The organism is Streptomyces sp. GMY02 (genome assembly GCF_019056675.1).
GTDB classification, from domain to species: Bacteria; Actinomycetota; Actinomycetes; order Streptomycetales; family Streptomycetaceae; genus Streptomyces; species Streptomyces odonnellii.
On the sequence record NZ_CP077658.1, the window covers coordinates 2,949,474 to 2,969,734 of the forward strand.

General features: G+C 69.6%; 14 protein-coding genes. 7 read left to right on the forward strand and 7 right to left on the reverse strand.

Annotation, left to right across the window (positions count from 1 at the left end; translation table 11 throughout):
• Positions 1 to 216: 216 nt before the first annotated feature.
• The 5 genes from KQY30_RS12255 (at position 217) to KQY30_RS12275 (ending at position 8,350) form a co-directional block, all read left to right on the forward strand.
• Positions 217 to 1,911, forward strand: a complete 1,695-nt coding sequence (locus KQY30_RS12255) for a fumarate hydratase (protein WP_217306849.1) — start codon at positions 217 to 219, stop codon at positions 1,909 to 1,911.
• 144 nt (positions 1,912 to 2,055) lie between these two features.
• Positions 2,056 to 3,459, forward strand: coding sequence for an aspartate ammonia-lyase (locus tag KQY30_RS12260; RefSeq protein ID WP_217306850.1), 1,404 nt, complete (start codon positions 2,056 to 2,058; stop codon positions 3,457 to 3,459).
• A gap of 72 nt (positions 3,460 to 3,531) precedes the next feature.
• A complete protein-coding gene (locus KQY30_RS12265) occupies positions 3,532 to 4,206 on the forward strand; it encodes a DUF402 domain-containing protein (RefSeq protein WP_217306851.1) in 675 nt (224 codons plus the stop codon).
• A 547-nt stretch (positions 4,207 to 4,753) separates the two neighbouring features.
• The gene (locus KQY30_RS12270) at positions 4,754 to 6,628 is read left to right on the forward strand and encodes an ATP-binding SpoIIE family protein phosphatase (protein WP_217306852.1); all 1,875 of its coding nucleotides are present in this window, start codon (positions 4,754 to 4,756) and stop codon (positions 6,626 to 6,628) included.
• Positions 6,629 to 6,886: 258 nt separating this feature from the next.
• The gene (locus tag KQY30_RS12275) at positions 6,887 to 8,350 is read left to right on the forward strand and encodes a catalase (protein ID WP_254407091.1); all 1,464 of its coding nucleotides are present in this window, start codon (positions 6,887 to 6,889) and stop codon (positions 8,348 to 8,350) included.
• 48 nt (positions 8,351 to 8,398) lie between these two features.
• On the opposite strand, the gene KQY30_RS12280 is transcribed toward KQY30_RS12275, so the two are convergent.
• On the reverse strand, positions 8,399 to 10,642 hold the full coding sequence (locus tag KQY30_RS12280; protein WP_217306854.1) for a transglycosylase domain-containing protein: 2,244 nt from the start codon (positions 10,640 to 10,642) through the stop codon (positions 8,399 to 8,401).
• A gap of 273 nt (positions 10,643 to 10,915) precedes the next feature.
• Between KQY30_RS12280 and KQY30_RS12285 the strand changes: the two genes are divergently transcribed.
• The gene (locus KQY30_RS12285; RefSeq protein ID WP_217306855.1) at positions 10,916 to 11,449 is read left to right on the forward strand and encodes an alkyl hydroperoxide reductase; all 534 of its coding nucleotides are present in this window, start codon (positions 10,916 to 10,918) and stop codon (positions 11,447 to 11,449) included.
• A gap of 26 nt (positions 11,450 to 11,475) precedes the next feature.
• Here the strand turns inward: KQY30_RS12285 and KQY30_RS12290 are convergent, their stop codons facing one another.
• From KQY30_RS12290 to KQY30_RS12310, 5 genes are all read right to left on the reverse strand, one after another.
• The gene (locus tag KQY30_RS12290) at positions 11,476 to 12,432 is read right to left on the reverse strand and encodes a hypothetical protein (RefSeq protein ID WP_217306856.1); all 957 of its coding nucleotides are present in this window, start codon (positions 12,430 to 12,432) and stop codon (positions 11,476 to 11,478) included.
• Positions 12,429 to 13,829 carry an AI-2E family transporter gene (locus tag KQY30_RS12295; RefSeq protein ID WP_217306857.1) on the reverse strand — a complete coding sequence of 467 codons (1,401 nt, stop codon included), beginning with the start codon at positions 13,827 to 13,829 and terminating at the stop codon, positions 12,429 to 12,431. Before KQY30_RS12295 ends, KQY30_RS12290 begins: the two co-directional genes overlap by 4 nt.
• A 180-nt stretch (positions 13,830 to 14,009) precedes the next feature.
• Positions 14,010 to 14,708 carry a transglycosylase SLT domain-containing protein gene (locus tag KQY30_RS12300; protein ID WP_217306858.1) on the reverse strand — a complete coding sequence of 233 codons (699 nt, stop codon included), beginning with the start codon at positions 14,706 to 14,708 and terminating at the stop codon, positions 14,010 to 14,012.
• 384 nt (positions 14,709 to 15,092) lie between these two features.
• Entirely contained in the window at positions 15,093 to 16,418 is a 1,326-nt protein-coding gene (locus tag KQY30_RS12305) for a PhoH family protein (RefSeq protein ID WP_079023754.1), read from the reverse strand.
• A gap of 397 nt (positions 16,419 to 16,815) precedes the next feature.
• Complete coding sequence (locus tag KQY30_RS12310; RefSeq protein ID WP_046508289.1) at positions 16,816 to 17,577, reverse strand: isoprenyl transferase; 762 nt, start codon at positions 17,575 to 17,577, stop codon at positions 16,816 to 16,818.
• Positions 17,578 to 17,762: 185 nt separating this feature from the next.
• Between KQY30_RS12310 and mgrA the strand changes: the two genes are divergently transcribed.
• The gene (mgrA, locus tag KQY30_RS12315; RefSeq protein ID WP_217306859.1) at positions 17,763 to 18,800 is read left to right on the forward strand and encodes an L-glyceraldehyde 3-phosphate reductase; all 1,038 of its coding nucleotides are present in this window, start codon (positions 17,763 to 17,765) and stop codon (positions 18,798 to 18,800) included.
• 422 nt (positions 18,801 to 19,222) lie between these two features.
• Here mgrA and KQY30_RS12320 read toward each other — a convergent pair whose 3' ends face one another.
• Complete coding sequence (locus tag KQY30_RS12320; protein WP_217306860.1) at positions 19,223 to 20,119, reverse strand: A24 family peptidase; 897 nt, start codon at positions 20,117 to 20,119, stop codon at positions 19,223 to 19,225.
• Positions 20,120 to 20,261 lie beyond the last annotated feature (142 nt).

Sequence of the window (20,261 nt, forward strand, 5' to 3'; positions counted from 1 at the left end):
TAGCGAAACGCGATAGATCGCGACTAGTAGGTGCGGGAGACAAGTCCGGGCGAACCGCACGGCCGCCCACGCGACCGGGCGAGCCGGTGGGCGCCGCCGACTGAGCGCTACCTCACACCTGACCTCACAGGTGCGCTGTCAGTGCGGCGCCCTACGCTGGAGGCCGCGCCGCCAATGGAGGCCGCGCCGCCGTCTGTCGAGTGAGGAATGGCCGCAATGCCAGAGTTCGCGTACTCCGATCTGCTTCCGCTGGGCGAGGACACCACGCCGTACCGGCTGGTGACCGCCGAGGGCGTCTCGACCTTCGAGGCCGACGGGCGTACGTTCCTCAAGGTCGAGCCCGAGGCGCTGCGCACCCTGGCCGCGGAGGCGATGCACGACATCTCGCACTATCTGCGCCCGGCCCATCTCGCCCAGCTCCGCAGGATCGTGGACGACCCCGAGGCGTCGTCGAACGACAAGTTCGTGGCGCTCGATCTCCTGAAGAACGCGAATATCGCGGCCGCGGGCGTTCTCCCCATGTGCCAGGACACCGGTACGGCCATCGTGATGGGCAAGCGCGGACAGAACGTACTCACGCGGGGCGGTGACGAGGAAGCCCTTTCGCGCGGCATCTATGACGCGTACACCAAGCTGAATCTGCGTTATTCGCAGATGGCTCCGCTCACCATGTGGGAGGAGAAGAACACCGGCTCGAACCTGCCCGCGCAGATCGAGCTGTACGCGACGGACGGCGGCGCGTACAAGTTCCTCTTCATGGCGAAGGGCGGCGGTTCCGCCAACAAGTCGTTCCTGTACCAGGAGACCAAGGCGGTTCTCAACGAAACCTCCATGATGAAGTTCCTGGAGGAGAAGATCCGCTCCCTCGGGACGGCCGCGTGCCCGCCCTACCATCTCGCGATCGTCGTCGGCGGCACGTCCGCCGAATTCGCGCTCAAGACCGCGAAGTACGCCTCCGCACACTATCTGGACGAATTGCCGTCCGAGGGCTCTCCGATGGGTCATGGCTTCCGTGACAAGGAGTTGGAGCAGAAGGTCTTCGAACTGACCCAGCGGATCGGTATCGGCGCGCAGTTCGGCGGCAAGTATTTCTGCCACGACGTACGGGTGGTGCGCCTGCCGCGCCATGGCGCCTCGTTGCCGGTCGCGATCGCCGTCTCCTGCTCGGCCGACCGCCAGGCCGTCGCGAAAATCACCGCGAAGGGCGTCTTCCTGGAGCAACTGGAGACCGACCCGGCGCGCTTCCTCCCCGACACCACGGACGAGCACCTGGACCAGGCGGGCGGTGCCCGCGGCGAAGCCGCTGATCGACGCAGCGTACGGATCGACCTCAACCGTCCGATGGACGAAGTACTCGCCGAGTTGACGAAGTACCCGGTCAAGACCCGGCTCTCGCTCACCGGACCGCTGGTCGTGGCCCGGGACATCGCGCACGCCAAGATCAAGGAGCGGCTGGACGCGGGCGAGGAGATGCCGCAGTACCTGAAGGACCACCCGGTGTACTACGCGGGCCCGGCGAAGACGCCCGAGGGGTACGCGTCGGGGTCGTTCGGCCCGACGACGGCGGGCCGGATGGACTCGTACGTGGAGCAGTTCCAGGCGGCCGGCGGCTCCAAGGTGATGCTCGCCAAGGGCAATCGCTCCAAGCAGGTCACCGACGCCTGCGCCGCGCACGGCGGCTTCTATCTCGGCTCGATCGGCGGCCCGGCGGCGCGGCTCGCGCAGGACTGCATCAAGAAGGTCGAGGTCGTCGAGTACGAGGAGCTGGGCATGGAGGCGGTCTGGCGGATCGAGGTGGAGGACTTCCCCGCGTTCGTCGTCGTGGACGACAAGGGGAACGACTTCTTCACCGAGCCGGCCCCGGCGCCCACGTTCACCTCCATCCCGGTGCGCGGCCCCGGCCTCGCCTGACACCGGACCCGGGCCTCGTCACCCGGTGCTCCGCACAACGTCCTCTTCGCCGTAACACTTTCGTGGGAACGAACACTTTCGTGGGAATGTCCCGGGAACACAGCGGGCCTGCCGGACGCTCTCCCAGCAGGAGGTACGACGACGATGACGACCGATGAGCACCAGTACCGCGTCGAGCACGACTCGATGGGCGAGGTCCGGGTCCCCGCGCACGCCAAGTGGCGTGCGCAGACACAGCGCGCCGTGGAGAACTTCCCGGTGTCGGGACAGCGGCTGGAGCGCGCCCATATCGAGGCGCTGGCCCGGATCAAGGCGGCCGCGGCCAAGGTCAACGCCGAACTCGGGGTGATCGGCAAGGACGTCGCGGACGCCATCCAGGACGCGGCGGCCGAGGTCGCGGAGGGCCGGTGGGACGAACACTTCCCGGTGGACGTCTTCCAGACGGGCTCAGGTACCTCCTCGAATATGAACACGAATGAGGTGCTGGCCACCCTTGCCACGGAGCGCCTCGGCCCCGGCCGCGAAGTCCATCCCAATGACCATGTGAACGCGTCGCAGAGCTCCAACGACGTGTTCCCTTCGAGCATTCACATCGCCGCGACGGCCGCGGTCACCGGCGAGCTGATCCCCGCGCTGGAGCATCTCGCGGCGGCCCTGGAGTGCAAGGCCGAGGAGTTCGGGTCCGTGGTCAAGTCGGGCCGTACGCATCTGATGGACGCCACGCCCGTCACGCTGGGCCAGGAGTTCGGCGGCTATGCCGCGCAGATCCGGTACGGAGTGGAGCGGCTCACCGCCTCACTGCCGCGCCTGGCCGAACTGCCCCTGGGCGGTACGGCGGTGGGCACCGGTATCAACACCCCGCCCGGCTTCTCCGCGGCCGTCATCGCCGAGGTCGCCCGTGCCACGGGGCTGCCCCTGACGGAGGCCCGTGACCACTTCGAGGCGCAGGGGGCGCGCGACGCGCTGGTGGAGACCTCGGGACAGCTCCGTACGGTCGCGGTCTCGCTCACCAAGATCTCCAACGACCTGCGCTGGATGGCCTCCGGGCCGCGCACCGGCCTCGCCGAGATCAGCCTCCCGGATCTCCAGCCCGGCTCCTCGATCATGCCCGGCAAGGTCAATCCGGTGATCCCGGAGGCCGTGCTGATGGTCGCGGCGCAGGTCACCGGCAATGACGCCACGGTCGCGGCAGCCGGAGCGGCGGGGAACTTCGAGCTGAATGTGATGCTCCCGGTGATGGCCAAGAACCTCCTGGAGTCCGTACGGCTGCTGACGAACGTGTCCCGGCTGCTGGCGGACCGTACGGTCGACGGCATCATCGCGAACGCCGAACGGGCCCGTGCGTACGCCGAGTCGTCGCCCTCCGTGGTCACCCCGCTGAACAAGTACATCGGGTACGAGGAAGCCGCGAAGGTCGCCAAGAAGTCCCTCGCCGACCATCGCACGATCCGCGAGACGGTCCTGGAGCTGGGCTATGTGGAGCGCGGCGAGCTGACCCTGGAGCAGCTCGACGAGGCGCTGGACGTCCTGCGGATGACACGCCCGTGAACGGGCACCACACACCACCGCGGCCCGGCAGGCGGACAGTATGCCTTCCCGAAGACAGCCTAGGATCTGCGCATGACAGAGACGGCGGCGGCCGGGCGTTGGGCGCCCGGCACACAGATTCTGTGGCGGTACCGGGAGAACGCCGGGGACCGGGTGCACATCTGCCGTCCCGTCACGGTCGTCGAGGACTCCGCCGAACTGCTCGCGGCCTGGCTGGCGCCGGACACTCCCTGTGTGAAGCCCGCGCTCGCCGACGGCTCCCCGATCCAGCAGGAGCCGCTGGCCACCCGCTACACCACACCGCGCACGGTGGTGCGCGACCGGTGGTACGGCATGGGCGTGCTCAAGCTGGCCCGGCCCGGTGAGCCGTGGTCGGTGTGGCTGTGGTGGGAGCGCGGCTGGCAGTTCCAGAACTGGTACGTGAACCTGGAGGAGCCGCACACCCGTTGGGCCGGCGGTGTCGACTCGGAGGACCACTTCCTCGACATCGACGTCTTTCCCGACCGGAGCTGGCGGTGGCGCGACGAGGACGAGTTCGCCCAGGCCCAGCAGGACGGGCTGATGACGTCCGCCCAGGCACACCGGGTCAGGGAGGCGGGGCTGGCGGCGGTCGAGGCCATCACCGCCTGGGGCGCGCCGTTCCGGGACGGCTGGGAGCACTGGCGGCCCGAACCGCACTGGCCGGTGCCGGAGTTGCCCGACGACTGGGACCGGGCGCCCGTACGCGCCGGGGCCGGGACCCGTTGAGCGGCCGGGGCCCGGCGCCGAGCCCGCGGCACAACCCCCGTCCACAACCGGCACGGTCCCGCGCACAACTCCCCGTACAGCCCTCCGTGGAGTCACCCGCACCGGCGAAGACATGGCCGGATGCGTCCCGAGTGGCCGGAACAGTGCTGACCAAGGCCCTGATCACACGGGCGCCGCCGCCGACGTCATGAGACCCTTGATGTGCCCCCAGGGTTCAAACGTAGGATCGTCCTCCGGAAGACTGCACCGGGGCAACGGGTGAGCACAGCAACAGACCTGACTGTTGGTCACACTGTAGTCACCTTGCATGTCACCAGACGTCACACCGTCAGCCGCTACGACCGCACGTCATGACGACCGAGTCACTACGAGGGGGTGGAGCCGTGCGTTGCGGGCCCAGCAGGAACCGTAAGACGCCCCCGGGCGTCCCGACCAGGTACCGGACACGGCCTGGACACAGACCCCGGCAGGGAACGGCGCGGCCGGGACCTGCCCCAGTAGAAGCGATCGCAGCGCACCACCGGCCCGGACGGACGGAACCCCACGCGTGACGGAGCATCCTCCTTCCCACGAAGGCCGGCAGCCCCTGGTTGCCCGGCCGCAGGAACGCACCCGGCCGCGGCAGGAGGCGGGCGCCGCCGGTCTGCCCGGGCCCGCCGTACCCGCGCCCACGCCCGACCCCGCCGCCACGGCGCGGCGCGAGGGCGACCGGCTGCGCTTCGTGGGCGCCGCGACCCGCCGTATCGCACGCGGGATAGACCTGGACGAGATCGTGCTCGGGCTCTGCCGGGCGACGGTCCCCACCTTCTCCGACGCCATACTCGTCTATCTGCGCGACCCGCTGCCCGTCGGCGACGAGCGGCCGGTGTCGCCGTTCGTGCTGCGGCTCCGGCGCACCGACCGGCTGCGGCTGACCGACGACGACACCGAGACCGGCGGTATCCCGCTCCAGGCCGGTGACGGTCTGCGGCTGCCGATCCTGGACCCGCAGTCGGATGTGATGCCGGCCGCCGAGCTGTGCGAGGTCGGTTCCGGCGGCGCGCTCTCCGAGGTGCTGCGCGGGGTGCGGCCGGTCTTCGGCGACTCCGCCGCGGCCCGTGCCGCGCTGCCCGAGCTGCTGGGCGCCGACCGTGCCGTACCGACCGGGCACCGGGCGATCCTGGCGCCGCTGCGCGGCCGGCGGCGGGTGATCGGCGCGGCCGTGTTCCTGCGCAGGCCGGACCGCGCCGCCTTCGAGCCGAACGATCTGCTGGTCGCGGCACAGCTCGCCACGCACACCGCGCTGGGCATCGACAAGGCGGTGCTGTACGGACGTGAGGCGTACATCGCCGACGAACTCCAGCGCACGATGCTGCCGGAGAACCTTCCGCAGCCCACCGGTGTCCGGCTGGCCTCGCGCTATCTCCCGGCCGCCGAGACCGCGCGGGTCGGCGGTGACTGGTACGACGCGATCCCGCTGCCCGGCAGCCGGGTCGCCCTGGTCGTCGGCGATGTCATGGGCCACTCCATGACCTCCGCGGCGATCATGGGCCAGCTCCGCACGACCGCGCAGACCCTCGCCGGTCTCGATCTGCCGCCGCAGGAGGTGCTGCATCATCTCGACGAGCAGGCGCAGCGGCTCGGCTCGGACCGGATGGCGACGTGTCTCTACGCGGTGTACGACCCGGTCTCGCACCGGATCACCATCGCCAACGCGGGCCATCCGCCGCCCATACTGCTGCATCTCGGCGGCCGTGCCGAGGTCCTCCGGGTGCCGCCCGGGGCGCCCATCGGGGTCGGCGGGGTGGACTTCGAGGCCGTCGAGCTGGACGCGCCCGCCGGGGCGACGCTGCTCCTCTATACGGACGGGCTCGTCGAGTCGCGGCTGCGTGATGTCTGGACGGGGATCGAGCAGCTCAGGGAGCGGCTGGCCGCCACCGCGCAGCTCACCGGTCCTGACCATTCGCCGCCGCTGGAGGCGCTCTGCGACGATGTCCTCGATGTGCTCGGTCCCGGCGACCGCGACGACGACATCGCGCTGCTCGCCGCCCGCTTCGACGGAATCGCGCCGAGTGATGTGGCGTACTGGTTCCTGGAACCGGAGGACGCGGCTCCGGGCCGGGCCCGGCGGCTGGCCCGGCGCGCGCTGGCGCGCTGGGACCTGGAGGATCTGAGCGATTCGGTCGAGCTGCTGATCAGCGAGGTCGTGACCAACGCCGTGCGGTACGCGGAGCGGCCGGTGACGCTGCGGCTGCTCCGTACGGACGTACTGCGCTGTGAGGTCGGGGACGATTCGCCGCAGCTTCCCCGGCAGCGGCGGGCCCGCGACACGGACGAGGGCGGCCGGGGACTGTTCCTGGTCAACCGGCTGGCGCGGCGCTGGGGCGCGACGCGGCTGTCCACCGGCAAGGTGGTCTGGTTCGAGCTGCCGGCCCGGATGTGAGCGCGGGAGGGCCCGGGAGGCACGGGACAGCCCGGGATGCGACCGCTCCGGGATGCGACTGCGGCTGAGGCCCTGGACCGGCGAAAACCCAGGAGAGACCCGGATCGGTAAAATCCGGCAAATAGAACGAATCCCTCGAATGTAGATGTTGCCGACATGGAGTGGGAGGGCTTGACTGGGGAAGGCGGCTCAATGACCGCTGCCATTCCCCGGGTCGCCCCCGGTTTCCCGGGCCTTCTATCGACGGGAGGACGTTTCGTGACCGGGTCATCCTCCAGGACGGCTTACACGACCAACAACGTCGGCATCCCGGTGGAGAGCGACGAGCACTCGCTCACCATCAGCCCCGACGGGCCGATCCTGCTGCAAGACCACTATCTGATCGAGAAAATGGCCCAGTTCAACCGCGAACGGGTCCCCGAGCGCGTCGTCCACGCCAAGGGCGCCGGCGCGTACGGCGTCTTCGAGGTGACGAACGACGTCAGCCAGTTCACCAAGGCCGTGGTGTTCCAGCCCGGTGCGCGTACGGACATGCTGGCCCGCTTCTCCACGGTCGCCGGAGAGCAGGGCTCGCCCGACACCTGGCGCGACCCCCGCGGCTTCGCGCTGAAGTTCTACACCGAGCTGGGCAACTACGACATGGTCGGCAACAACACGCCGGTCTTCTTCGTCCGTGATCCGCAGAAGTTCCAGGACTTCATCCGTTCGCAGAAGCGCCATCCGGCGACCGGGCTGCGCAGCAATGACATGCAGTGGGACTTCTGGACGCTCTCGCCCGAGTCCGCGCACATGGTCACCTGGCTGATGGGCGACCGCGGCATTCCGAAGACGTACCGGAACATGAACGGCTACAGCTCGCACACCTATATGTGGGTGAACGGCGCGGGCGAGCGGTTCTGGGTGAAATACCACTTCAAGACCGACCAGGGCATCGACTTCCTCCCCCAGGCCGATGCCGACGCGATGGCCGGTTCGGACGGGGACCACCACCGGCGTGATCTGTACGAGGCGATCGAGTCCGGCAACGCGCCGAGCTGGAGCCTGAAGGTCCAGATCATGCCGTTCGAGGACGCGGCCGACTACCGGTTCAATCCGTTCGATCTGACCAAGGTGTGGCCGCACGGCGACTATCCGCTGATCGACGTCGGCCGGATGACGCTCAACGAGAATCCCGAGGACTACTTCATCCATATCGAGCAGGCCGCTTTCGAGCCCTCGAATCTGATCCCGGGCGTCGGCCCGTCGCCGGACAAGATGCTGCTCGGGCGGCTGTTCTCGTACCCGGACACCCATCGGTACCGGATCGGCCCGAACTACGCCCAGCTCCCGCCGAACCGGGCGCGGACCACTGTGCGCTCGTACGCGAAGGACGGACCGATGCGGTACGAGCCGTCGGCGGCGGCCAGGCCGTACGCGCCGAACTCGTACGGCGGTCCCGCGGCCGACACCGAGCGCTTCGGCGACCCGGCGGGGTGGGCCGCAGCGGGCGAGATGGTGCGCGAGGCGTACAAGCTGCACCGCGAGGACGACGACTGGGGCCAGGCGGGCACGCAGGTGCGCGAGGTCCTGGACGACGCGGCACGCGACCGGCTGGTGTCGAACGTCAGCGGGCATCTGGCGCAGGGCGTGTCCCGGCCGGTGCTCGACCGGGCGCTCCAGTACTGGCGCAATATCGACAAGGTGATCGGCGACCGTATCGCCAAGAACATGAACGGCGGCTGATCATCAGCGCGTTTCTCAGGGCGGCCCCGGTGGGGCCGCCCTTCGCTGTCAGCGGGTAGGTGGGCCTCCCGGATGGCCGGCGCCCGCGGTGGGGAAACCGGTCTCCCCGCCGCCGGGGTCGCTGCTGCTGCTCTCCCCCGGGCCCGGGTCGGTGGCCGACGGGCTCTCCTCGGGCGTCCGGGAAGGGCTCTCGCTCGGGCTGTCCGTCGGCGAGGGCTCTTCCTGGGTGGGTGTGGGCGGAGGCGCCTCGGTGGTCGGTGTCTCCTCCGGCGCCGTCTCGGCGGGTGGCACCACCGGCTCCTCCCGTACCGGCTCGGGGATCTCCAGATCGAACCGGGCGTCGGAGCCGCCGTTCAGCGCGCCGAGCGTGTAGTCCGCCCAGATCCTGGCGGGGAAGCCGCCGCCGTTGGCACGGCCGCTGTTCGCGGTGCCGGTGAGGGAGACCTGTTTGCCGCCGTCCTTGGGGGACTCGCCGAAGAGCGCGACGACCGTGGTGAGCTGGGGAGTGTAGGCGGCGAACCAGGCGGACCTGTTCTCCTCCGAGGTGCCGGTCTTGCCCGCAGCGTCATAGGCGGAGCTGTCGGCCTCGAAACCGGATCCGTGGTCCACGACCCCCTGGAGCACACGAGTCACGGTGTCGGCGGTCTCACGGCTGATGACCTGCTTGCCGACCGGGTCGGGCAGCTCGGCCGTACGGTCCTTGTGCGAGGCCGCCTTCACGATGGTGGGCGTGATCTTCCTGCCGTGGTTGTCGAGTGTCGCGTACACGCCGGCCATGTCCCAGGTGGAGGCGTTCATCGTGCCGAGGGAGATGGCCGGGCGCGCGGGGAAGCCCTCGCCGTCCGGCATCCCGAGGTCCAGGGCGGTCCGTTTGGCCCTGGCCGGGGTGACATCGACCACCATCTGCGCGAAGACGGCGTTGATGGACTTGTTCATGGCGGTCTGGACGGTCACCCGGCCGTAGTCCTGGTCGTCCTCGTTCTCCGGGGCGAAGGGGATGTCGCTGCCCTCGACCGGCCGCTTGCTGGTGCCGTCGTACCGCGTGTTGACGCCGATCTTCTCGCCGTCCTGGGTCTCGGCACCGTTCTCCAGGGCGGAGGCGAGGACGACCGGCTTGAAGGTGGAGGCGGGCTGGTAGTCGTCGCGGGTGGCGTTGGAGATCCAGTGCTCGGTGGCGCCCCTGCCGCCGTACAGGGCGACGACCCGGCCGGTCTTCGGATCGACGGAGGTCGCGCCGGCCTGGACGGTCGCGTCGGTCGGGTTCTTCTTGCGGTTGAGCTTGCTCTCCAGCTCCTTGTCGACCGACTTCTCCAACTGGCGCTGGCGCTTCTTGTCGATGTTGAGCGTGATCGTCCAGCCGCCCGCGTCGATGTCCGCCTTGTCGACGCCCTCGCGGGCCAGTTCGTCATTGGCGGCCTCGACCAGATAGCCGGTCTGGCCCTCCATGCCGGGGGCGGCCTTGGGGGCGTGCGGTACGGGGAACTTCAGGCCGGAGCGGACCGAGGCGTCGAGCCACTTCATCTCGACCATGTTGTCCAGCACATAGTTCCAGCGCTCGGTGACCAGCCGCTTGCCGGTGTCACTGGCCACGGACCAGTCGTACTGGCTGGGCGCCTGGAGCAGCGCGGCGAGATAGGCGCCCTGGGAGACATTGAGCCGGGACGCGTCGATGCCGTAGTACGCCTGGGCCGCGGCCTGGATTCCGTACGCGCCGCGGCCGTAGTAGCTGGTGTTGATGTACCCGGCGAGGATCTCGCTCTTGTCCTTGTTGCGGTCCACCTTCAGTGAGATCACCAGCTCCTTGAGCTTGCGGGTGACCGTCTGGTCCTGGTTGAGGTAGTAGTTCTTGACGTACTGCTGGGTGATGGTCGAGCCGCCCTGCTTGCCCTTGCCGGAGAGGGTGTTGAACAGGCCGCGGGCCGTGCCTCTGATGTCGACGCCGGAGTCCTGGTAGAAGCTCTTGTTCTCGGCGGCGACGAAGGTGCGCTGGACGTCTTTGGGTATCTGTTCGAGGCCGACGATCTCGCGGTTGATCTCGCCGGTACGGGCGAGGATGGTGCCGTCGCTGTACTTGTAGACGTTGCTCTGCATCTCGGCCTGCGCGTTGGCGCTGGGGACGGGGACCAGCATGTAGATCACGAAGAACGCGCCCATGCCGAGGAGGCAGAGCCCGAAGAAGGCGCCGAGCAGCTTCTTGGGCGTGAAGAGGCGCCGCATGCCGCCGTGGCCGCCGTTCTTCCCGGCCCGGCGCACCCCGCGCTGCCGCGCTCGTCTGGCTTCAGCTCGGCCCATCGCCGTGTCGCTCCGCTCTCAGGTCCGGAATCAGCTCAGCAAACTAACACCGCTGGCTGTGACAAAGAGCTACCGATCCGGACTTTCCGGACGTGACAATCCGCACCTGTGTCACTGGAACTGACTCATGGGGGAGCAAAAGGGTTGCGAGGACCCGAGCCGGGGCGAGCGTGGCGTTGTGTCCTCAATCGCCGGACGGGCTTGATTGACGCCGGACGGGCTGGGTTTTCGGCCTGTGCCACCATGGGACGTCCGGCCCGAACCAGGAGAGCGATGGGACTCGACGAGCTGAAGTCGGCCATTCCGGACTACGCCAAGGATCTGCGGCTGAACCTCGCTTCGGTCGTCGGCAGCAGCAAGCTGTCCCAGCAGCAGCTCTGGGGCACCGTGCTGGTCTGTGCGATCGCCTCGCGCTCGCGGGCGGTGCTCGCCGCGCTGGCGCCGCAGGCCAGGGCGAACCTGAGCCCCGAGGCGTACACCGCCGCCAGGACGGCCGCGGCGGTCATGGCCATGAACAATGTCTTCTTCCGGACCCGGCATCTGCTGTCGGACCCCGAGTACGGGCGACTCCGCACGGGTCTGCGGATGAATGTCCTCGGCGACCCGGGCGTCGAGAGGACCGACTACGAGCTGTGGTCGCTCGCGGTCTCCGCGATCAACGGCTGCGGCGACTGTCTGGACTCGCACGAGCAGGTGCTGCGCGGGGCGGGCGTGGACCGGGAGACGATCCAGGAGGCGTTCAGGATCGCCTCGGTGATCCAGGCGGTCGGTACGACGCTGGACGCGGAGGCGGTCCTCGCCGAATAGCGGCGTACGCCACCCCTGAGCCCCGCTCAGCGCTTGAGCGCGGTCATCAGATCCCGCATGTCCTCGACCATCGCGGATTCGACACCGGAGAAGTCGAGCGGCGCGGACTCCTGGTACTCGCCGGTGGCGGGGTCCGCGGTGTACTGCGCCATGCGGCCCACCGAGATGCTGATCACGGCCCGGCCGTCGAGGACCTTCAACTGCGGGGAGTCGCCCGAGGGGTCCGTGACCAGGTAGGCGCGCTCGCCCAGATCCGGGATGCGCAGGACACGGCGTTCCAGCGAGCCCTCAGGGGCGAGATCGGTCACCGTGGCGTCGAACTCCGGGCCGGGGTCGGTCTGCTTGTGCAGGCTGTAGCGGATGTCGACAGCAGCGTACGCGCGGGGGCGGCTGTCGTTCTTGACCTCGTTCGGGCGGCCCGGCATCAGGCTGAGGGCGCAGTACGCGCGGTCGATCGCGAGTTGCTCGTCCGCCGCCGCCATCGGGGACTGCCGGTTACCGAGGAGGCCGGTCAGGGCGGGCAGTTCGGCGTCGAGGCAGAGGTTCGAGCTGACCCGGTAGCCGCCCAGATCCGGCCCTGTCCCGCCGTACGCGTACAGCCCGCCCGCCCATATCGCGGAGGCGACGACCGCCCCGCCGAGCGCCCACAGCCAGGGCCCGCGCCCGGTCGGCAGGCGGAGCGGCCTCGTACTCGTACCGGCGATGGTCTCGGATCCGGCGGCGGGCCCGTCATGGGCGGCGGGCCCGTACGCCCCGGCGACCGGACCGGAGGCGGCAGGAGCCTGGAAACCGGGGGCCTGACCGGAGGCGGCCGGTCCGGAGGCGGCGGGCGCTCGAAAACCGGGGGCAGGCCCGGAGGCGGCCGGACCGGGGTGCGCCGTTCTCTCCGCCTCGCCGCCGTCCCGGGGAGCCGGGATGCCGGGCACCCCCTTGGGCGGTCCCTCCCCCGTCCCCTCGCCCTCCAGTTCCGGCTCGGATATCACTCCCGGCCGTCCCCGCCCTCGGCGGCCGCCGGCGCGGTGGCCGGAGCCGCGGAAGCTGCGGGAGCGGAAGCGGGCGCCGGGACCGGCACGGGCTCCGGCGCCGGGGGCGCCGGGTTGCCCGCGCCCGGCGACGGCCGCGCATGCCTCAGTTCGTGTTCCCGGCTGTATGCGCGGAGGTAGCCGACAACCGTATTGGTGACCGCCGCCAGCGGCACCGCCACCACCGCTCCCGCGATCCCCGCCACCAGCCCCCCGGCGGCCACCGCCAGCACCACGGCCAGCGGATGCACCTGTACCGCGCGCCCCAGGATGAACGGCTGGAGGACATGCCCCTCGATCTGCTGCACACCGAGCACGATGATCAGGACCATCAGCGCGGTGAACACATCCTGCGTGACCAGCGCCACCACCACCGCCAGCGCGCCGGAGATCACCGCCCCCACCAGCGGGATGAACGCTCCGAGGAAGATGATCACGGCGAGCGGCACGGCCAGCGGGACTTCGAGGAAGTAGAGCCCGAGCCCGATGAACAGCGCGTCGATCAGCGCCACCAGCACCGTTCCGCGCACATAGGCGGTCAGGGTGTGCCAGGCGCGCGGCCCGGCCCCCGCGACCCCCTCACGCGCCTGCGCAGGGACCAGCTTGAGCGACCACTGCCAGACCTTCTTGCCGTCGTACAGCAGGAAGAGGGTCGAGAACATCGCGAGGAAGATCCCGGTCAGCAGCTCGACGATCACCGTCACGCCCTGGATCCCGGCCGAGGTGATCTCTTCCGTGTTGGAGCCGACCGCGTCGCTCAGGCTCTTCGCGAGATCGTTGATCTGGTCCTCGGTCACATGGAACGGGCTGTTGAGCAGCCAGCGCTTCAGCTCGTTGATGCCGTCGGTGACACGGTTGGAGAGATCGTCGATGTTCTCCACGACCTGCCACACCACGAACCAGCCGACGAGCCCCATCAGAACGAATCCGGAGATCGCGGTGAGGGCGGTGGCCACCGCGCGCGGCACACCCAGCCGTTTCAGCCAGGCGACGGTGGGTTCGAGCAGGGCCGTGATCAGCAGGGCGGCGACAAAGGCCATGACGACGAGCTGTACGGCGCTGATGACCCGCATCAGCACCCAGAGCATCCCGGCGAGGACGAGCAGCCGCCAGGCGGCCTCGCCCGCGACCCGCATCCCCCAGGGGATCGCGGAGACGGGGTCGGGCCTGCCGGAGACGGCGGGGGCGGATGAGGCGGGGGCGTACGAGGGGGGCGGTGGTACGGAATCGGGCGGGGCCACCGTCACGGGCACCGGAGGCTCGTCCGCCTCCGCCTGCGCCCTGCGCCGGTCCAGCCGCTCTCCCATCCGGGTCAGCCCCGTGCCCATCTGGCTGAGCCACGCCGGCACTCTCGACATGATGGTTCCTCTTTCCCCCGTCCTTCTCCGCACTCACTCCCCCGGAACTGTTCGAATCGACCGTACACGGGTGAAGCCCCCCACCGTAGGGACGGCGGGGGGCTTCGGAAGGTTGAGCGCCGGGAGCCTGCGTATCTCAGCGGCGACCGGGGGCGGGCACGTGCCGGTGCCCGGAAGGGACTAGTACCAGTTGTTGGCCTGCCAGAACGACCAGGCGCCACACGGGCTGTCGTAGCGGTCGTTCATGTAGTTCAGGCCCCACTTGATCTGGGTGGCCGGGTTGGTCTGCCAGTCGGCGCCCGCCGAGGACATCTTGGAACCGGGCAGCGCCTGGACCAGTCCGTACGCACCGGAAGACGGGTTCTGCGCCTGGTAGTTCCAGCCCGACTCGTGGTCCACGATGTTGCTGAAGCACTGGAACTGGTCGGCGGGGATCATCTGCCGTGCGATCGCCTGGACCTGGGACACGGTGTACGAACTCTGCGTCGCGAAGGACGAGGCGGACCGCACCTCGTCACGGCTGGCACGCTCGGCGGCCTCCTTGGCCTCCCGCTCGCGCTCGGCCTTCTCCTCGGCGGCTTCCTTCTTCGCCTTGGCGTCCTTGGCCGCCTGGATACGGGCGGCTTCCTCCGCGGACTTCTTGGCGCTCGCGTCGGCCTCCGCGGCCATCACATCGGCCTGCTGGGTCAGCGACGCGGTCTGCACCTGCGCCTGCTGGCCCGCGGGGATGTCCGCGAGGAGCGTCATGTCGGCTGCTGCTGTCTCGAAGTCGTTGTCCGAGACCTGGGGGTCGCCCGAGGCGACACCCACCACTGCGCCGACGGTGGTGACCGCGGTGGCCGAAGCCACGGCGAACCCCCGGACCGAGATCCGGCTCACACGGTGTCCTTCCAGCAACGCCCGCATCGGTGACCCCGCGGACGCGATCGTGCCCCTGGCACTGGCCTCCGCACTACTGGGTCACGGGAGACACGGGCCCGGTGGACAACCCCCTCACGGGGACTGCCGCATGGTGCACGGGCGGCATACGGCGGCAGTTGTTGAGTTGTGTGGTGCCGCACCACTGGGGGTGCGCGTGTGCCGCATGCGGGGCCTGACGGAAGCAAGACTCTGCCGGAAGGCAACGCCGTAGGGCAATTCTTCGTTGCGTGGGATAGCTCACACCCCGTTTGGCCCGGGAGAAATAGGAAAGAGCCGCGGCACACAAAGCCGCCCGGCTAAGCTGCTGTGCTCATGCCGGGCGGCCAAGTGCGGCGATTACCCCTAGATCTGACCGTCCTCCAACATTTCGGTCACCAGCGCGGCGATCTGCGAGCGCTCGGAGCGGGTCAGGGTGACATGCGCGAAAAGCGGATGACCCTTGAGTTTCTCCACGACGGCGACAATTCCGTCGTACCGCCCCACCCTCAAGTTGTCGCGCTGCGCGACATCATGAGTCAGCACCACCCGGGAGTTCGCCCCGATACGGGACAGAACGGTCAACAGGACATTCCGCTCCAGCGACTGCGCCTCGTCGACGATCACGAACGCGTCGTGCAGCGACCGCCCGCGGATATGGGTGAGCGGCAGCACTTCGAGCATGCCGCGCCCCAGCACCTCCTCGATCACCTCACGGCCCGCGACCGCGGAGAGCGTGTCGAAGACCGCCTGCGCCCAGGGGCTCATCTTCTCGGCCTCGGTGCCGGGCAGATAGCCCAGCTCCTGCCCGCCCACCGCGTACAGCGGCCGGAACACCATCACCTTCTGGTGCTGCCGGCGCTCCAGGACCGCCTCCAGCCCCGCGCACAGGGCCAGCGCCGACTTGCCGGTGCCGGCCCGGCCGCCCATCGACACGATGCCGATGTCGGGGTCGAGGAGGAGATCGAGGGCGATGCGCTGCTCGGCGCTGCGGCCGTGGATCCCGAACGCCTCCCGGTCGCCGCGTACGAGCCGTACGTTGCCCTCCGCGGTGACCCGCCCGAGCGCCTTGCCGCGTTCGGACTGGAGGACCAGCCCGGTGTGCACGGGCAGTTCGCTCGCCTCGGGAACATAGAGCGACTCCTCGGTGAAGAGGAGGTCGACCTGGTCCGCGCCGAGCGTCAGCTCACTCATCCCCGTCCAGCCCGAGGAGTCCGTGATGGCCAGCTCGGCGCGGTACTCCTCGGCGAGGAGACCGACCGACGACGCCTTGATCCGCAGCGGCAGGTCCTTGGAGACGACCGTCACGTCGTACCCCTCGGCCTGGAGGTTCCGTGCGACCGCGAGGATCCGCGAGTCGTTGTCACCCAGCCGGAAGCCGGCGGGCAGGATCCCGGGATCGGAGTGGTTGAGCTCGACACGCATCGTACCGCCCAGCTCGCCCAGTGGGATCGGGGCGTCGAGGCGGCCGTACCTGACCCGGAAGTCATCGAGCAGGCGCAGGACCTGCCGGGCGAAATAGCCCAGCTCCGGATGGTGCCTCTTGGCCTCCAACTCCGTGATCACCACAATCGGCAGCACAACCTCGTGCTCGTCGAAGCGGGACATGGCGTTCGGATCGGCCAGCAGGACGCTGGTGTCGAGAACGTAGGTGCGCCGGTCGGGCATGCGGCGCTTTGTGCTGGTCACCACGGAAGGACGTACCCCCTCGAATGAGGTCGGGGTGCGACGGCGTCGCGGGCGGGTGGGCCGGACTCGGACCCCATGCGCGGGCCGAGCTCCGGCCCTCCATGTCGCCCGTACGTTCAACCGCACGGTCGTCCTGGTGCAAAGGGCCTCCCGGGCGGACGGCCCCATGCCGTCCGCTGAGATGCGATGTCCGCTGACCTGGCTTTTGGACATCGACCTGGGGGAGGTATTCCCTCGAACACGCGCCGCCATGCCATGGCATATGACGGACGGTGGATGAACCACAGGTGAAGGGGGTACGGAGGGGCTGTACGGGGGTGTCACCGGGCGCTTGCGAAGCGCTCCCGGCGGGCACCCGGAGGTGTCCCGGCGGCCGTGCCCGGGCCGCTCGGAGCGGGGGTCAGGCTCCGTAGCGGCGGTGGCGCGCCGCGTAGTCACGCAGGGCGCGCAGGAAGTCGACCTTGCGGAAGGCGGGCCAGAAGACCTCGCAGAAGTAGTACTCCGAGTGGGCGCTCTGCCAGAGCATGAAACCGGACAGGCGCTGTTCGCCGCTGGTGCGGATGACCAGGTCGGGGTCGGGCTGGCCGCGGGTGTAGAGGTGGGACGAGATCAGATCGGTGTCGACGATGTCGGCCAGTTCCTCGAAGGTGGTGCCCTTGTTCGCGTGGTCCGTCAGCAGGGAGCGGACCGCGTCCGCGATCTCCTGCCGGCCGCCGTACCCCACGGCGACATTGACGAGTATGCCCTCGTTGCCGAGGGTGGCCTGTTCCGCTTCCTTGAGGACGGTCTGCGTACGGCCGGGCAGCAGGTCGAGCGTACCGACATGGTGGACCCGCCAGCGGCCGTCGGCGGCCAGATCGCGGACGGCGTCCTCGATGATGCCGACCAGCGGGATCAGCTCGTCCTCGGGGCGGTCGAGGTTGTCGGTGGACAGCAGCCAGAGCGTGACGACTTCGACATTGGTCTCGGAGCACCAGCCGAGCAGCTCCTGGATCTTGCCGGCTCCGGCCTTGTGCCCCTGCTCCGCCGTACCGCCGGAGGCCCTGGCCCAGCGGCGGTTGCCGTCGAGGATGACTCCGATGTGCTTGGGCACCTGGGAATGGTCGAGACGGCCTTCCACCCGGCGTGCGTAGAGCCTGTACACCAGGTCGCGCAAGTTCACTGAGTCCACCCTCTCGATTCCAAGGGGCTCGATTCCATGGGGACCGGCGCGTCCCCCGGCGGGACGGCACATCCGCCGGACGGGAACTGGGGGCCGGTCCAGGCACCCCGGAGCCGTCACACTACTGCGCGGGCCCCATGGTCACCCAACCCGGTATGTCACAAGTCCGTGATAAGGAATGAACCATGACTGATTTTCCCTCTTACCTCGCCGCCGACGGCCGGTACGACTCCATGGAGTACCGCCGCACCGGGCGCAGCGGCCTGAAACTGCCCGCCGTCTCGCTCGGTCTCTGGCACAACTTCGGCGACGACCGGACGCTCGATTCGCAGCGCGCGATCCTGCGCCGCGCCTTCGATCTCGGCGTCACGCACTTCGACCTGGCGAACAACTACGGCCCGCCGCCCGGGTCGGCGGAGCTGAATTTCGGCAAGATCTTCGCGCAGGACTTCTCGGCCTACCGGGACGAACTCATCATTTCCACCAAGGCCGGATATGACATGCATCCCGGACCTTACGGTGAATGGGGTTCGCGCAAGTACCTGCTGTCCTCGCTCGACGCGTCGCTGTCGCGCATGGGTCTCGATTACGTCGACATCTTCTACTCGCACCGCTTCGACCCGGACACCCCCCTTGAGGAGACGATGGGGGCGCTGGCCTCCGCCGTGCAGCAGGGCAAGGCGCTGTACGTGGGTGTGTCCTCGTACACCTCGGAGCAGACCGCCGAGGCGGCGCGGCTGCTGAAGGAGATGGGTGTCCCGGCGCTCATCCACCAGCCGTCCTACTCGATGATCAACCGCTGGGTCGAGGACGACGCGCTGCTGGACACGCTGGAGGCGGCCGGAATGGGCTGCATCTCCTTCGTGCCGCTGGCGCAGGGTCTGCTGACGAACAAATACCTGAAGGGCATTCCGGAGGGCTCCCGGGCCACGCAGGGCAAGTCCCTGGACCCGGATCTGCTGTCGGACGAGGTCGTACGGCGGCTGAACGGGCTGAACGACATCGCGCGCCGCAGGGACCAGTCGCTGGCGCAGCTCGCGCTGAACTGGGTGCTGCGCGATCCGCGGATGACGTCCGCGCTGATCGGGGCGTCGAGTGTGAAGCAGCTCGAGGAGAATGTCGCGGCGCTGGCCGCGGCGCCCCTCACGGCCGATGAGCTGAAGGAGATCGACGACTTCGCGGTGGACACCGCGGGGACGAACATCTGGGCCGGGCGGGGCTGACGGTCCGGGCCGGCTGTCCGGCCCGCTCGGCCGTTCCGGCGGCGCGCTCTGGAGCGCTCCGGCTGACGGCGCGGCTGTGCGTCTGGTGAACAGATGGGCCGTGTGTCTGGTGAACAGATGGAAAACGGGCCGGTCCGTGGGGGGGATACGGACCGGCCCGAGGGGGGGTTTCCACCATAACCCTTCGTAAGGGATGGTGCGCGCCACGACGGGCCGTGATGACGCTCCGAAAGCGGCGACAGCCCGTGTGGGGCCCGGGATCCCGGGCCCCACACGGGTTTCGGGGCCGGGCGTGGCGAGTAGTGGCCACGCCGCGTCGTAACCCTCAGGAGCTATCGGTGGGGCCGCGCCTTGACGCGGAGCAACGGGGTGCCGGGGCGCCGGGGGCCACGATGGTCGTACGGTATGAGGCGCCCGGGGCCTCACGCGGCGGCGAGGCCGCCGAGGAGGAGACCGATCAGGGCCCCGGTGATCATGAAGGGGCCGAACGGGATGGCCGACTTGCGGCTCGCCCGGCGCAGCAGGACCAGTCCGAGCCCGTACACCGCGCCCAGCAGGAATCCGGCGAAGGCCCCGACGAAGAGGACCGGCCAGCCGTACCAGCCGAGGGCGACCCCGAGCGAGAGCGCGAGCTTCACATCGCCGAAGCCCATGCCGTTCGGATTGATCAGGAACAGCAGGAAGTAGCAGGCGCCGAGGGCGAGTCCGCCGAGCAGCGCGTCCGTCCAGGAGCCACCCGCGCCGGGGAGCAGCGCGGCGGCGCCGAGCAGGACGGCCGCCGCGGCGGCGAGCGGAAGCGTCAACTGGTCGGGCAGACGGTGGACATGACGGTCCACCAGCGCGAGGACCATGGCGAAGGGCGTGAGCAGCAGCCAGACGGCCAGTTCGGGGCGCGGCCCGGTCGCGGCGGCGAGGGCCGCGCAGGCGAGGGCGGTGAGAAGCGGGAGAAGAACCGAGGGGGCATAGCGGACGGCGGATGCGGGCGCGCCGCCGGTCGCCGGTCCGGTGGTGTTCGTCACGATGTCGGCACTGGTGTCCGTACGCGCGGTTGCACCGCGGTCGTCGGCTCGGGCCTCGGCCTCGGTAGTGGATGCGGGTGCGGGTGCGGCGGCCGTACGGGCGGGGACGCCCGCCTCACAGCTCGCGCAGCGCGTACCGCCGAGCCATCCACGGGCCGGACCGGTGATCGGGTGCCCGGCCGGGCAGTCCGCGCGCCAGGACTCCTCCGGCGCGACCGAGAGCCGATACACGGCACGCGGCAGCAGCAGTCCGGTGGTTCCGCCCCAGAGAACGGCGACGACGATCAGCGTGGCGTACACAGCACCGACCCTAGGCCGCCCCGCACGGCCCGGTCATGGGTCCAGGGGCCCACTGCGGACGCTCCAGGACCCGTACGACGGGCCCTGGGGCCCAGAGAGGGCGGCCAGGGCTTGCGGGGCAGGCGGCGGGCGCTACGGTCTA

Excerpts from the sequence above, each read along its gene's own strand:
- KQY30_RS12255 (WP_217306849.1), top strand. The coding sequence starts at position 217 with ATGCCAGAGTTCGCGTACTCCGATCTGCTTCCGCTGGGCGAGGACACC.
- KQY30_RS12260 (WP_217306850.1), top strand. The coding sequence starts at position 2,056 with ATGACGACCGATGAGCACCAGTACCGCGTCGAGCACGACTCGATGGGC.
- KQY30_RS12265 (WP_217306851.1), top strand. The coding sequence starts at position 3,532 with ATGACAGAGACGGCGGCGGCCGGGCGTTGGGCGCCCGGCACACAGATT.
- KQY30_RS12280 (WP_217306854.1), bottom strand. The coding sequence starts at position 10,642 with ATGGGCCGAGCTGAAGCCAGACGAGCGCGGCAGCGCGGGGTGCGCCGG.
- KQY30_RS12285 (WP_217306855.1), top strand. The coding sequence starts at position 10,916 with ATGGGACTCGACGAGCTGAAGTCGGCCATTCCGGACTACGCCAAGGAT.
- KQY30_RS12295 (WP_217306857.1), bottom strand. The coding sequence starts at position 13,829 with ATGTCGAGAGTGCCGGCGTGGCTCAGCCAGATGGGCACGGGGCTGACC.
- mgrA (WP_217306859.1), top strand. The coding sequence starts at position 17,763 with ATGACTGATTTTCCCTCTTACCTCGCCGCCGACGGCCGGTACGACTCC.